This window comes from Fundidesulfovibrio putealis DSM 16056 (assembly GCF_000429325.1).
GTDB classification, from domain to species: Bacteria; Desulfobacterota; Desulfovibrionia; order Desulfovibrionales; family Desulfovibrionaceae; genus Fundidesulfovibrio; species Fundidesulfovibrio putealis.
Genome location: NZ_AUBQ01000003.1, coordinates 189241 through 203353, shown reverse-complemented (window position 1 = coordinate 203353; position 14113 = coordinate 189241). Strand labels below are relative to the sequence as shown.

General features: G+C 62.8%; 13 protein-coding genes. 9 read left to right on the top strand and 4 right to left on the bottom strand.

The features are described 5' to 3' along the window. Positions 1 to 437: 437 nt before the first annotated feature. From G453_RS0101065 to G453_RS21660, 3 genes are all read left to right on the top strand, one after another. Positions 438 to 770: a hypothetical protein gene (locus G453_RS0101065; protein ID WP_027189542.1), complete on the top strand. Its 333-nt coding sequence runs from the start codon at positions 438 to 440 to the stop codon at positions 768 to 770. Positions 771 to 951: 181 nt separating this feature from the next. After that, on the top strand, positions 952 to 1431 hold the full coding sequence (locus tag G453_RS0101060) for a cytochrome c3 family protein (protein WP_027189541.1): 480 nt from the start codon (positions 952 to 954) through the stop codon (positions 1429 to 1431). After that, positions 1424 to 3109, top strand: coding sequence for an ammonia-forming cytochrome c nitrite reductase subunit c552 (locus G453_RS21660; RefSeq protein WP_084502019.1), 1686 nt, complete (start codon positions 1424 to 1426; stop codon positions 3107 to 3109). The genes G453_RS0101060 and G453_RS21660 overlap by 8 nt, the downstream gene beginning before the upstream one ends. A 153-nt stretch (positions 3110 to 3262) precedes the next feature. Here G453_RS21660 and G453_RS28975 read toward each other — a convergent pair whose 3' ends face one another. The 3 genes from G453_RS28975 to G453_RS21655 form a co-directional block, all read right to left on the bottom strand. Next, complete coding sequence (locus G453_RS28975; RefSeq protein WP_268870737.1) at positions 3263 to 3391, bottom strand: hypothetical protein; 129 nt, start codon at positions 3389 to 3391, stop codon at positions 3263 to 3265. Positions 3392 to 3565: 174 nt separating this feature from the next. Continuing rightward, positions 3566 to 3766, bottom strand: a complete 201-nt coding sequence (locus G453_RS0101050) for a hypothetical protein (RefSeq protein ID WP_027189540.1) — start codon at positions 3764 to 3766, stop codon at positions 3566 to 3568. Positions 3767 to 3961: 195 nt separating this feature from the next. Then, positions 3962 to 4909, bottom strand: a complete 948-nt coding sequence (locus G453_RS21655; protein ID WP_051271343.1) for a hypothetical protein — start codon at positions 4907 to 4909, stop codon at positions 3962 to 3964. A gap of 318 nt (positions 4910 to 5227) precedes the next feature. On the opposite strand from G453_RS21655, the gene G453_RS0101040 reads away from it, so the two are divergent. From G453_RS0101040 to G453_RS25820, 5 genes are all read left to right on the top strand, one after another. Next, complete coding sequence (locus tag G453_RS0101040; protein ID WP_027189539.1) at positions 5228 to 5416, top strand: ferredoxin; 189 nt, start codon at positions 5228 to 5230, stop codon at positions 5414 to 5416. 133 nt (positions 5417 to 5549) lie between these two features. After that, the gene (locus G453_RS0101035; RefSeq protein ID WP_235731659.1) at positions 5550 to 6218 is read left to right on the top strand and encodes a YkgJ family cysteine cluster protein; all 669 of its coding nucleotides are present in this window, start codon (positions 5550 to 5552) and stop codon (positions 6216 to 6218) included. Positions 6219 to 6220: 2 nt separating this feature from the next. After that, a complete protein-coding gene (locus G453_RS0101030; RefSeq protein ID WP_027189537.1) occupies positions 6221 to 6592 on the top strand; it encodes a hypothetical protein in 372 nt (123 codons plus the stop codon). A gap of 16 nt (positions 6593 to 6608) precedes the next feature. Then, the gene (locus tag G453_RS0101025; RefSeq protein WP_027189536.1) at positions 6609 to 7238 is read left to right on the top strand and encodes a tetratricopeptide repeat protein; all 630 of its coding nucleotides are present in this window, start codon (positions 6609 to 6611) and stop codon (positions 7236 to 7238) included. 368 nt (positions 7239 to 7606) lie between these two features. After that, positions 7607 to 9667 carry a PAS domain-containing sensor histidine kinase gene (locus tag G453_RS25820; RefSeq protein ID WP_027189535.1) on the top strand — a complete coding sequence of 687 codons (2061 nt, stop codon included), beginning with the start codon at positions 7607 to 7609 and terminating at the stop codon, positions 9665 to 9667. A 230-nt stretch (positions 9668 to 9897) separates the two neighbouring features. Here G453_RS25820 and G453_RS0101015 read toward each other — a convergent pair whose 3' ends face one another. After that, the gene (locus G453_RS0101015; protein WP_027189534.1) at positions 9898 to 10080 is read right to left on the bottom strand and encodes a DUF1515 domain-containing protein; all 183 of its coding nucleotides are present in this window, start codon (positions 10078 to 10080) and stop codon (positions 9898 to 9900) included. Between the two features lie 412 nt (positions 10081 to 10492). On the opposite strand from G453_RS0101015, the gene G453_RS0101010 reads away from it, so the two are divergent. Further along, complete coding sequence (locus tag G453_RS0101010) at positions 10493 to 14068, top strand: FAD-binding and (Fe-S)-binding domain-containing protein (RefSeq protein ID WP_027189533.1); 3576 nt, start codon at positions 10493 to 10495, stop codon at positions 14066 to 14068. Positions 14069 to 14113: the final 45 nt, after the last annotated feature.

Below are 14113 nucleotides of genomic sequence, written 5' to 3'. Positions count from 1 at the left end.
GGTGTCCTCTGCTTGTTGTCGGCAATGGTCGAGCCTAGCAACAAACGCCCTGCCTGGACAATCCGTTTTTTCCCCTTCGCCATTTCGGCATTTTTGCGGCCGCCCGAAACCCGCGCGCTGCCACCCTGCGCGATCAACAACTCAACACGTTGATTATGTTGATTATTTAATATTTAACAGCCTCGGCACGCACCTTGCTTTGTGCCATGAGACGCTACAATGTGGAGTCATCCAAGCATTTCGGGTCCAGCGTTGCCTCACACCTGCACCCGTGCTATTTCGCCCTGAACTTCGAACCCTCCGGCCGCCTGTCAGCCAGGAGGCTTGTGACGGTTCATCTCAAGGCGTTTGGACTAGTTATTGAGCCTAAAGCATGAGAACTATTTATCTTTAGAATAAATAGCCATATTTTCATAATCGAGACACCAGGAGGACGCATGTCGAGAATCCTGCTCGCCGCTGCCCTGTTGGCCCTTGTCAGCATCGCCGATCCGACCGGCGCGGCCCTGGCCCAGCAGAGGATTACTTCGAGCGATCTGGAGCAGCTCAGGAACAAGGTTGACACCCAACGGGACGCCTACCACCTGCTGGACATGGCGGAGAAGGAAGCCCGGGAGGAAGGAGCCCAGGAGCGTGCCGACGCGTTCGCCGCCGCCAAGGCCAAGGCGCGCGAACAGTACCATCGGTTCAACGCGGAGCTTAAAAAGGCCCAGGTCCAGAAGACCGAACAGGACAAACGCGCAGCCCAGGGCAACCCGGACTACAAATAGCCGACCCAACCGGGATAGCCGGGCCACCGCCCGGCTATCCCTTCGATTACCTCTGCTTTGTGCCCCTTTTGTGATCTAGATCACATTTTGCTTCTGTCCTTCTGCTACTGTATCGGGCAATCATCCCATCATTTGCCCGGGGCCGCGTGCCGATCCGGGCCAGCACCCAGGAGGAAGCCGCATGAGCAACTCGCCGCCGAGACAGGCAGGAATGACGAACTGGTTTACAGTGGCCATGATACTCTTGGTGGTCCTGGTTCTTGGCGCTGGCGGCGCCTACACCATGCAGGCCACCGACCAGGCGGCCTTCTGCTCCGGGTGCCATACCATGGACTCGGCCTTCTGGACCTTCAAGAACTCCGGCCACGCGAAACTCGCCTGCAACGACTGCCACGCCCCCAACAATCTGGCCGCCAAGATCCCCTTCAAGGCCCAGGCGGGCGGCAGCGACGTCTGGAGCACCGTGTCCAAGAACATCCCCGACGTCATCCACGCCAGCAAGATGCACAAGGACGTGATCCAGGCCAACTGCAAGCGCTGCCATGAGCCCACCATCCAGACCGTGGCCATGGACGCCAAGCCCTACTGCGTGGAGTGCCACCGCTCCGTCCCGCACAAGTCCCGCACCCCCATTTCCACAAGGAAGGTCGCTGATGGCTAAGAACAAAATCGTGCTTGCGTTGCTCGCGGCCGCCTGCCTGAGCGTTATCCTGGCCGGATGCGGCCAGCAGGCCGACGGTCCCAAGTCCCCCACCTACAAGACCGGGCTGAAAAGCGAAGAGACCAGCAACAAGGCCTTCGAGAAGCAGTTCCCGGCCCAGTGGACCACCTACCAGCGCAACAACAAGGACGATCTCCAGCAGATGACCGACTACGGCGGACCAGTGCCCTGGGACAAGAACGACAACGTCAACCAGCCGCCCAAGGGCAACCCCAAGGCCGCGCAGCCCTACCTGAAGAACCTCTGGCTGGGCTATCCCTTCAGCTTTGAATACAAGAAGGCCCGTGGCCACACCTACGCCATCGAGGACATCGAGAACACCGACCGCATCAACCGCTTCTCCGAGCAGGCCGGGCTGCCCACCACCTGCTGGAACTGCAAGACCAACAAAATGGCCGGATGGCACAAGGAATACGGCGACAAGCTGTGGACCATGGAGTTCAACTCCTTCCGCGAGAAGCAGGACAAGAAGGACGACTCCATCGGCTGCGCCTACTGCCACGACCCGGCGGACATGAAGCTGCGCATCTCCTCCGTGCCGCTCAAGGAAGCCTTCCAGAAGCTCGGCGTGGACCTGGAAAAGGCCAGCCGCAACGAGATGCGCTCCTACGTGTGCGGCCAGTGCCACGTGGAGTACTACTTCCAGAACGCCAAGTTCGGCCCCGCAGCCAAGCCGGTCTTCCCCTGGACCACCGGCGCGACCCCGGACAAGCCTTTCGGCGGCATCGATCCCGAAAACATCTACGAATACTACAAAGACCACGGCGCCGTGGAAATGAAGGGAATGGAAGGCTGGTTCGCCGACTGGGTGCACCCCGTCTCCAAGGTTCCCATGCTGAAGGCCCAGCATCCCGAGTTCGAGATGTCCGCCAACGGCCCCCACGGCGCTGCCGGCGTGGCCTGCGCCGACTGCCACATGGCCTACACGCGCACCGTGGACCCGGACAAGAAGAAGACCAGCAACCACCAGTGGACCTCGCCCCTTCTGAACATCGAAGGCACCTGCAAGCAGTGCCACCAGGACAAGACCCCGGAATACCTGAAGGAACGCGTGCTGTTCAGCCAGCGCAAGGTGTATGACCAGCTCATCAAGGCCCAGGACTACTCCGCCCGCGCCCACGAGGCCGTGCGCCTGGGCAACGAGTACAAGGGCGAGAAGAACCCCGCCTATGACGCGCTCATGCTCCAGGCCAAGGAGAACGTGCGCCACGGCCAGTGGATGTGGGACTACGTCTCCGCCGAGAACTCCGTGGGCTTCCACAACCCCGCCAAGGCCCTGGACACCCTGGCCCGCTCCCAGGAGTACAGCCGCCGCGCCGCCGACCTGGCCATGCAGGCCACCAACTACGGCATCGGCAAGGACCTGGAAGGCGACATCCGCAAGATCGTTCCGCCCATCCTGGAGTGGAGCCGCACCATGCAGATGGACCCCGAGAACCTGAAGAAGCACAAGTGGACCACCTACCTGACCCCGCTGCCTAAGACCGCCCAGGTCTGGGACGGCGATAAGAGGCTGATCCCCGCTCCCGCCGCCGCGCCTGCGGCTCCGGCAGCCCCTGCGCCTGCGGCTCCGGCGGCTCCGGCGGCTCCTGGCGCTCCGGCCCAGGGCAAGTCCTAGCGATTCATCCCCGGAGGCCCCGCACGGCGGGGCCTCCGGGTAAAGCGCCCATCAAACGAGACGGCCCCCGGCATAACGCCTGGGGCCGTCTCTTTTTGCGTCGTAAGGGGGTCGGGAGACTCCCTGCGGGAGTGTCAGGTCGTTTGGGCTGGCTCACGAAGCCAGGATGGCTACGCCGCACGAATACGGCCTGGCCCGCCAGAGAGCACTCCAGAGCCGAACCAAACGCCGCCATCCAAGGTTGGCCAGGGCCTGGGGCTTGGCCACGGGATTGCTGGCCACACTCCTGGAACTCCCCGGAAACGCCCGGAAGACAAAGGCAAGCGTACGTCATTGATTGGAACGTCGAACCGCCGGGGGGGCCTGCGTCTTCAGGCCCGCACAGGGGAAATACGGGAGGCGTGTCGCCAAAGCTTGCCGGGGCGGCCCGCAGGCCGCCCCGCTCTGTCCGAAGCCTTACAGGTTCAGGAAGTAGTCGCTGCCGCACACCGGGCAGCAGGTCTCCTTGCCGGCCATGTAGCCGCAGGACGTGCACTTCTTGGTGGGCTGGTCCTTCAGGTTGGGATTGGCCACTCCGCAGATGCGGCAATGGGTGAAGTCGGGATCGTTGCTGGCGTTGCAGGTGGGGCAGTACCATTCAGCTCGCTCGTTGGTCATCGCAGGCCTCCGTAAGGCTGGGATATGGTCTTTCTCCCTCATATACGTGAAAACCCGGGCGAAAGACAATTGTGCCGAAGCATTTTTCCGGGTGGAAATCGCTCTCGGGCAAACAAAAAATCCGGTTCTCAAACGAACCGGATTCATCATGCCCGCGCGGGAGTGCGGGGTCCAGGCCAGGCGTTCCGCGTGCGGCTAGCTCCCCGCCCCCATGGCGGCCACCACCGAGCGGAGCCTGCCCGACATCACGCTCTTGGACTTCAGCTGTTCCACGCGCCACAGCTCCTGCAGGTACTGCCAGACCATGTCCAGGGGCACGTGGGAGCGCAGGTACTCCTCGCAGGTGGAGAAGCTGTAGTGATGGGCGATGGAGCGGCTTACCACCGCGTTCTTCCAGTTGCGGGCCATGAGCAGCGCCGTGACGTTCACCCAGTCCGCTCCGGGGCCCTCCTGCGTCTTGTCGGCGGCCAGGGGCAGCATGGCCTCGATGAGGCGGCGGTCGTACACTGCGCAGTCCATGGAGGCGAAGCCGGGATAGAAATACGGGGCCGGACCGGTCGCGATCCAGTTCTCCACGAAATTCTCGTTCACGACCTTTTCCCACATCCAGCGGTGGTACACCCAGTTCTCTTCCACGGCGCCGCCCTCGAACATGGAGCGCTCCGCCGGGTGCGTGCTCTTCAGGTGCCTGTTCAGGGCGAAGCGCCCGGCCGGGCTCACGGGGCTTAACGCGCTGACCAGGGGGATGTCCGCGCTGGTGCGGTGCAGCCGGTAGCCTTCCAGCAGCTGCTCCAGCCACAGGGGGGCGACGAACACGTCCTCCTCCAGGGAGATGACCACGTCGTCGATGTGGCGGGTCAGGATGGCGCCGAGTATGTCGCCCGCCCTGGGAAGGGTTCCGCGCGGGGAGCAGTGGATGACCTCCACGTTGTCGCGGGTGTGCATGAACCTGTAGAGGATGGCGGCGATGTCTGCCCCGACTCCGTCGGCGACCACATAGATGGCCTTGAAGCGGCCGAGGTTGGTGAAGCGTTCCAGGCTGCGCAGGCAGAGCAGGATGCAATCCACCCTGTGCGACACGTGTATCAGCAGCACCGGGTTCAATGTATCGCGGCTTGGCCGCAGGGCGATTATCTTGCTCATGATCCAGCCTATCCTTGGCCGTTTAAAGCTTGCATTCCAGCTGACTCCGCTGTTCTTATCGGTTCAACAGGGGGCAGACTTTAGGGGGCCTGACATTTTTTTTCGCAACAATGCCCGACCCCCCTCAATCTGTTTGTCCACGCGGCTTGACATGGCTTCCGTTCCGAGGCTAAGGCTTTGCCCATGAGGGCAGTGCGGCCTGCGCGCGCTGCCCAAATGTCTTAAATTATTAGGCTTTCAGGATAGGCCCAACGACTGGGGTGGCTTATCCTTGACCATGAGCGCAACAAACCAACCGTGAGAGTGGAGGTTAGGACCATGGGTTACAAGGTCACCGTTGATGAAGAGAAGTGCACCGGCGACGGCGAATGCGTGGATGTCTGCCCCGTTGAAGTCTACGAGCTTCAGGACGGCAAGGCTGTCGTGATCAACGAGGAAGAGTGCCTGGGCTGCGAATCCTGCGTGGAAGTTTGCGACCAGGACGCCATCACCGTCGAGGAAGAATAATCCCCTTCAGCCGTTTTCTCTTTGAGAAGGCGGGAGCGGCCAGGCTTGGCCTCTCCCGCCTGTATTTTACCCTTGCCCCGAGGTTTTGAAGGCTTATATCATTGGCTGCCGCCATCTGCGGCCTGGAGCTTCCGTGATCGACGCCGATTTCTCCGATATTTTCGAGCAATACGAGGCCCTCTGCGCCGAGGTGGACGCCGTGTTCGCCAAGGTCAAGGCGGCCTGCCCCGCCGAGGTGCGCTGCGAAGTGGCCTGTTCCGACTGTTGCCACGCGCCCTTCGACGTCACCCTGGTGGAGGCAATGTACCTGAACAGGCGCTTCAACCACCTGCACCCCAAAGGCGACTCCCGCTACGTCCTCACCGAGGCGGCCAACCGCTCCGACCGCGAGCACTACCGCCTGAAGCACAAGGCCTGGAAAGCCCACAAGGCAGGCATCGCCGACGAAAAGATCGTCGAGGATTTCGCCCGCGAGCGCATCCGCTGCGCCCTGCTGGCCGACGACGAGCGTTGCGCCATGTACGACGTGCGCCCGATCACCTGCCGCCTCTACGGCGCGCCGCTCAACATCGGCGGCCAGATGCGCGTATGCGGCAAGTCCGGCTTCTCCGCAGGCGGCAAGTACCCGGCGGTGAACATCGCCAAACTCCAGGAGAGGCTTTTCGAACTTTCGAGCCGCATCGTGGAGCGCGTGGGCGGCAAGTACGACTACCTGGCGGAAATGCTGGTGCCGGTCTCCATGGCCATGCTGAGCACCTACGACGACGAGTTCTTCGGCCTCAAGGAGACCAAGGAGGACTAGCCGTGCAGCCAACGCTCACTCCCGAGGAGGAGGCCAAAAAAAAGGCCATCTACGAGAAGATCGCCCCCAGAAGGCGCAAATTCATCGATAAGATGGGCTACGACAACTGGGACCCCTTCCAGAAACCCCTGGAGCCCATCGACATCAGGATCGACACCTCCAAGCGCACCTCGCAGCAGCTCATGCGGGATTTTTTGCAGTCCCTGCCGCCGGACAAGCCCCTCAGCACGGACTACTCCCAGGGAGCCTGGGAGCTTTGCGTGGGCGTGGTGAACGGCTCCGCGCGCTTCAAGGGAATGTTCGACTTCGTGCAGTGGTACGCAAAAATCCTCGAAAAAGAGGGCATGCTGGACGAATTCAAGAATTTCAAATGATTGGGGTAAACAAACCATGACCCAGACCGCTCAGAACATCGACGATTACATCGCGGAGCTTGAAGCCAAGCTCCAGAAGAAAGACCAGTGCGCCACCTCCCACTACAACCTGGGAGTGGCCTACGTGGCCAAGCGCCGCTTCGAGGACGCCAAGACCTGCTTCCTGCGCGCCTCCGAACGCTCCCCCACCATGGCCGAAGCCTACGTGCAGCTCGGCGGCCTGGCCATGAACGACGGCGACATCGAATCCTGCCTCAAGTACAACACCGCCGCCCTGAACGCCCGCGCCCGCTTCGCCGTGCCCCACGCCAACATCGGCTTCTGCCACCTGCAGATGGGCAACGTCGAGGACGCCATCAAATTCCTGCGCAAGGCCGTCAAGCTGGACTCCCAGTTCGTGCAGGCCATCGGCACCCTGGGCAGCGCCCTGTTCATGGCTGGCGAGATCGACGAGTCCATCGAGTTCAGCAAGCGCGCCATCGAGCTTCAGCCCAAGTTCGGCCCGGCCTGGAACAACCTGGCCCTGGCCTATCTGGAAAAGGGCGACGCCGTGCAGGCCATGAACTGCGTCAAGCAGGCCCAGGACTCCAACTACGAAGTCCACCCCGGCCTGATCGCCGACATCGAGGCCCAGCTGAAAGGCTAGACAGCCGGGAATTGCCTCCGGCGGCCAAAGGAACCAGTTCCTTTGGAATCCTTTACCGCTTCGCGCCGTTCGCCGGGCACTCCGGCGGGCGGCGTTTTTTTGGAGCGCAGGGAGAGAGAAGAGCTGCCTCGGCTGGCGGGCTCATGAAGCCATCCAATTCGCACATGCTGAATCATCCCGGATGTATCCGTGGCCGACCGGGAAAACAACCAGCCCATAAGGATACTTGCAAGTTCAGCTCTGAGGCCTATTTTATTAAAAGGAGTCTTTCTGATTCCGATTGACGATGCAGGGTCTCATGAATAAATCCTACCTGCGTCGAGGGATTTCCTCGCTCGATGAAATCCCCCAGGCATCCAGGAACGCTCATGCAGGATTGCGACAAGACAAAAGAACAACTCCTCGAAGAATTGGCCCGCGCGCGCCAGCGCATCGGCGTGCTCGAAGCGGCTGAAGCCGAGCGGGAGAGAATCCGGGACGCCGTCCGGATGTCGGAAGCCAGATTCCGGGCCATCACAGAGCAGTGCCCCCTGGGCATTCTGGTGGCCGACACCGAGACCCGCCGCTTCGTCATGGCCAACGCCAAGGCCTCGGCCATGCTCGGCTACACCGAGGATGAACTCCTGGACCTGCGCGTGGAATCGATACACCCCCCGCAGACCCTGCCCATGACCCTGCGAGAGTTCGAAAGCATGATTTCCGGCGTGACCAAACAGTCACAACCCCTCCCGGTCCTCTGCAAGGACGGCTCCCTCCGGTACGTCATCGTCAACTGCACCTTGTTGGAGATTGGCGGGCAGAACAGGATTCTCGGATTCTTCACGGACATCACCGAACTCAAGCGGGCCGAGGAGTCCCTTCGCGAGAGCGAAGAGCGCTACAGGCTCCTGGTGGAGAACGCAGGGGACGCGATCTTTCTTGCGGACGAAACCGGACGCCTGCTGGACGTGAACCCCGAGGCGCAAAACCAGACAGGCTTCTCGCGCGAAGAGCTCCTCGCCTTCAACATCCTGGACCTGGACATGAACCAGACCCCCGAGTCCCTGAGCAGCTTCGTCTCCGCGTTCCGGAGCCAGGGGAAAGCGTTCTTCGAAACCCGCCACCGGAGAAAAGACGGCTCCGCCCTCCCCGTGGAACTCCGGGCAGTCCGCCTCGACCTGACCGACCGCATGCTGATGCTGGGCATAGCCCGTGACATCACCTCGCGCAAAAAGACGGAAGCGGAGCTGATCCGCCAGAAAAAGCTGCTCCGCTCGCTCATCGACAGCACGCCGGACGCCGTCTACGTCAAGGACGCGCAGGGCCGCTACCTGCTGGTGAACCAGGAGGCGGCCCGACGGGTGGGAAAACCCGTCGAAGACATCCTGGGCCAGTCCGACTCGGCTGTGTTCCCGCCGGAGCAGGCCGCCGCAATCAGGGAATACGACCAACTCGTCCTCGCGGGCAGCGCCACGAATACGATCGAAGAACAGCTGACCACAATGGACGGCTCCAGAGCGTTTCTCACCACAAAAGGGCCGCTCTTCGACGAATCCGGCCAGAAAGTCGGCCTGTTCGGGTTCTCCAGGGACATAACGGAGCGCAACCGGGTCACAGAGACCATGGTGCAGACCGAGAAGATGGCCAGCGTGGGCGGACTTGCTGCGGGTATGGCCCACGAGATCAACAACCCCCTGGGCGGCATCATGCAGAGCGCGCAGGTCCTGGCCATGCGCCTGCGCCCGGACGCCCCGGCCAACCTGGCCGCCGCCGGGCGGGCAGGATGCCCCATGGAGGCCCTCCAGGCATACTTCGAGGACAGGCAGCTCCCGCAGCTTCTGGACGATGTACGCGAATCAGCCAAACGCGCAGCGGCCATCGTCTCCAACATGATCGAATTCAGCGAGGTCGGCTCTTCGGCCTGGCTGCCCATCGACCTGAACGTCGTGGCCGAGAAATCCATCGAGCTCTGCGAGCAGGATTACAACCTGCTGGAACGCTACGACTTGAAGCACATCGCCATCATCCGCGAGTACGACACGCAGGAACTGAACGTGCCCTGCTCCGCCAACCAGATGCAGCAGGTGCTGTTCAACCTGCTGCGCAACGCCGCCCAGGCCCTGATTGAGGCGCAGACGCCAGAACCCGCCATCACCCTGCGCACCCGCAAAGAGGAAAAATGCGCTGTCATCGAGGTGGAGGACAACGGGCCCGGCATGGACGAGGCCACGCGCAAACGCATCTTCGAGCCGTTCTTCACCACCAAGGGACCTGACAAGGGCACAGGGCTCGGGCTTTCGGTCTCCTATTTCATCGTGGTGAACCGGCATTATGGCACGATCACTGTCCAGGCTGCGCCAGGTGGCGGGACGCGCTTCGTCATCCGGCTGCCCCTGGAGCGGATCGCCCCGGCTCAGGGCCTCGCCGGGGGGAGGCCTGACCTGGCCTGACGCAGGATGGGCGCTTTGGCCGTGATGGGGATGTGCGGGTGTCGGCGGGGGCAGCGCAGAGGAGCCTCCGGCGGCCAAAGGAACCAGTTCCTTTGGAATCCTTCAGTGCTTCGCGGGTTTGGGCGGCACGCCGGTCAGAACCGGTTCATTCTCGGCCTGCAACCCGGAAACGCAACAGGAAGCGGCCGCCCCATGCGGGACGGCCGCCACATGCGTGCCTCCGGGCCGGATCAGCCTATGCCCAGTTGGGCCTTGATGTCCGTGATGTCCTTCTGAAGTTCCGCCACCGACTGCTGCATGGCGTCCATGCGGTCCACCAGCTTCTCCAGATGCCGGAAAATCTTCTCGTTCTCGTATTGTCCGCGCGTTTCCTTGATGAGGCTCTTCTGCGCCAGGTCTGCATCGTGTGACATGCTTCACTCCCTGTGGCTGCGGTGCGTTTGCCTGGTTGACTTGCGTTCCTCTGGCCGCCGTTTCGCACGGATGCTCCGGGCGGCCTCGCGGCGCGTTTTCCCAACCTGACTCAAGAGTATTTAAGCGAAGTCGGGCCGGTATGTACACGGGAAATGCGGCCCCGGTCCGATTGAGCCGAACTGGGCAATCACCGTCCTTGCAGCCCTCGGGACGGCATTCCACGCTTTCAGATGGACCGTGAGGCGCACATGGGACGCATCAAGAACCGATAATAATCGCCGGAGAGTGCCGAACGCGCCCAAAATCACGATTTGTCCCCTCGCGTTCCCCTGGACGAAACGGCTTGCCATCCGCCCACGCCGGTACTAAATGTACTTGCTTTCCCATCACAGATTGCAGGTATTCCCCACCATGCCAGAAAAGCAGCCACATATATCGATCCCGCTCAAACGCTTGGTCCCCAGGGTTCTGGGCATCGGCGACCGTGAGCTTGGTTCATGGCCCGAGGACATCCAGGAGCTCGCCATTTCGCTTGCCAGCGAGCTCTTCCTGGTGCGTTACAACCCCTACATCGATGCCGAGGACGTGCGCGAATCCGTGGAGAAGCGCCTCACCGGCGCCACCACCATGCTCACCCCGGAGTACTTCCGCCTGCTTTCCAAGGCCGTGAAGGACTTCTGGGCCGCCTACGACGACGACACCCGCTTCCGCGAGGAACTCAAAGCCAAGGTTTCGCTCTTCCTGGACGAGAAGGCCATCCTGGACGGCCCCCACAACATGGTGGAATGCTCCACCGACGCCACCGACCTGCGCATGGAGCTGCCCCTCATGGTGCTGGCTCCGGACCGCACCGAGCACGTGCAGCGCATCATGCAGCTGGCGGGCGAGATGGGCTTCTCGGTCATCCCGCGCGGCGGCGGCTCCGGCTGCACCGGCGGCGCGGTCCCGGCGAGGCTTCGCACCGTGGTGCTTTCGCTCACGCGCCTCAAGCAGATCCTGAGCGTCAACCCCGAGGACAGCACCATCTGCGTGCAGGCGGGCGTCATCACCCTCCAGGCCATCCGCGCGGCAGCCGAAAAGGGCCTTGTGCTCACCGTGGACCCGGCCTCCAAGGCATCTTCGTCCATCGGAGGCAACATCTCCGAGAACGCGGGCGGCCCTTACGCCTTCGAGTACGGCACCACGCTCGACAACCTGCTGTCCTACAAGATGGTCACGCCAGACGCGCGCGTCATCGAGATACGGCGCGTGGACCATCCCCGCCACAAGATCCTGGACCATGAGACCGCCGTTTTCGAGATCGTGGACCAGGACGGCACGGTGCGCGACACCGTGGCGCTCCCCGGCAGCGAGATTCGCGGCGCGGGCCTGGGCAAGGACGTCTCCAACAAGTTCCTGGGCGGTCTGCCGGGCATGCAGAAGGAAGGCGTGGACGGCGTGATCACCGAGGCCTGCTTCATCTGCTACGAGAAGCTGGCCCACTCCAAGGTGCTGGTGCTGGAGTTCTTCGGGCGCTCCATGCACAACGCCATGCTCACCATCCAGGGCGTGGTGGCCCTTCGCGACCAGATCCGCCGCGAAGGCGACCTGGTGAAGATCTCCGCCCTGGAGGAGTTCAACGCCAAGTACGTCAAGGCCATCGAATACCAGAAGAAATCCTCGAAGTACGAGGGTGACCCCATAAGCGTCCTGACCTTGCAGCTGGACGGCAACGACCTGGAAGCCCTGGACAAGTCCGTGCGCGACATCGTGGCCATTGCCGAAAAGCACGAGGACGTGGACGCCTTCGTGGCCCGCGACGAGAAAGAGGCGGAGCTCTTCTGGGAGGACCGCCACAAGCTCTCGGCCATCGCCAAGCGCACCTCCGGCTTCAAGATCAACGAGGACGTGGTCATCCCCCTGGAGGTCATCCCGGAGTTCTCGGACTTTTTGGAAACGCTGAACCTGCTGTATCTTGCCAAGGCCTACCGCAAGGCCCTGCAGGAGGTCACGCGCCTGCCCGGCTTCCCGGACTCGGACGCGTTCGTGTCCATGGAGATGCAGTTCGCCTCGGAGATCCTGCGCGGCCTGCGCACCGCCGAGGAGCTGAACGACCAGGAGCTTGAGGTCCAGGCCTACTACTTCTTCACGGACGTGAAGACCCGCTACCCCAAGCTCTACGGCGAGATCGAGGCCATCCACCAGGACATGCTGGCCCGGCGCATCATCGTGGCCAACCACATGCACGCGGGCGACGGCAACTGCCACGTGAACCTGCCCGTGAACTCCAACGACCCGGAGATGCTGGCCCAGGCCCACGAAGCCGCCGACAAGGTCTTCGAGAAGGTCATGGAGCTTGGCGGCGCGGTGTCGGGCGAGCACGGCATCGGCATCACCAAGATCGCCTTCCTGCCCGAAGACAAGATCACCGCCCTTCGCGCCTACAAGCAGCAGGTGGACCCCAAGAACATCCTGAACCCGGGCAAGCTGGTCTCGCGCGAGCTGGACTCGCAGCCCTACACCTTCTCCTTCAACAGGCTCATCCGGGACATCCAGAAGACCGCGCTTCCCGACAAGGACAAGCTCACCACCCTGCTGACCAACATCCAGGTCTGCACCCGCTGCGGCAAGTGCAAGCAGGTCTGCCCCATGTATTATCCGGAGCGCGGGCTGATCTACCACCCGCGCAACAAGAACATAAGCCTCGGCGCGCTCATCGAGGCCATCTACTATTCCCAGGTGCACCACGGCAGGCCCTCGGCCCAGCTTTTGGAGAGCCTGCGCAAGATGACCGAGCGCTGCACCACCTGCGGCAAGTGCACCGCCGCCTGCCCCGTGAAGATCAAAACCGCCGGGGCCATCCTGGACATGCGCGCCTTCCTCCAGGAGAAGGGCGCGGGCGGCCACGGCCTGAAATCCAAAGTGCTGCATTTCGTCGCGGAAAAACCCGAGGAACGCGCCCCGTCCATGGCCAAGATGGCCGCCTGGGGACAGGCCGTCACCAACCATCTGGTTGGCCTGATCCCCGGACCGCTTCGCATGCGCTTCGCCAACCCCATGATGCATGGCTCAGGCCCGCTCACGGGATTTAAGAACCTGGCCGACGCGCTGCACCTGGAAAAGGGCGGCATCTTCGTGCCGGAGCGTCCCACGGGCGAGGCGGTGTTCTACTTCCCCGGCTGCGGCGCGGCCCTGTTCTGGCGCACCATCGGCTACGCGGCCCTGCACCTGATGCTGCGCTCGGGCGTCAGCGTCATCATCCCCGAGCGCCACATGTGCTGCGGCTATCCGCTGCTCTCCTCGGGCTACCAGGACGCCTACCGCAAGAACCGCGCCCGCAACATCGAGACCATCGGCGAGATCTTCGTCAAGGCCGCCAACGAGGGCGTGAAGCCCCAGGCCGTGCTCACCGCCTGCGGCACCTGCCGCGAGACCCTCTCCGGCTACGAGACCGAGGTCATCGCCGGGAGCAAGATCCCCCACTTCGACGTGGTGCAGTATCTGGTCTCGCGCCTGCCGGAGCGCTCCCCGGACGGCATGACCGCGTCGCCCAGGCTGATTTACCACGCTGCCTGCCACGCCGAATGGGAGGGGGTCTCCCTGGCCAAGGCCCCCGAGATGTACCGCCAGGCCATCGCGGACCTCACCGGCTCCAAGGTGGACATGTCCCCCGGCTGCTGCGGCGAATCGGGCCTCGGCGCCATGACCAGCCCCGACCTGTACAACCGCATCCGGCTTCGCAAGCAGGAGCAGCTGGTGAAGGACCTGGGCAACGCGCCCAGCGAATCCCAGCCCATCCTGGTGGGCTGCCCTTCCTGCAAGATCGGCATCAAGCGCTGCCTCTTGCGCTCCAGCCGCAAGCAGAGCGTCTACCATACGCTCGAGTACCTGGCCGCCATCTGGGAAGGCCCCAAGTGGCGCAGGAACTTCCGGCGCGCCCTGGCCCAGGCCAAGGTGGAAGGCAGGAAGAGGATCGTCAGCTTCGCTGAACCGGCGCTGGCCAAATAAGAATCCGGCCCGTGACAAGCATCGAACATCGCGGCCAAGGGGTCC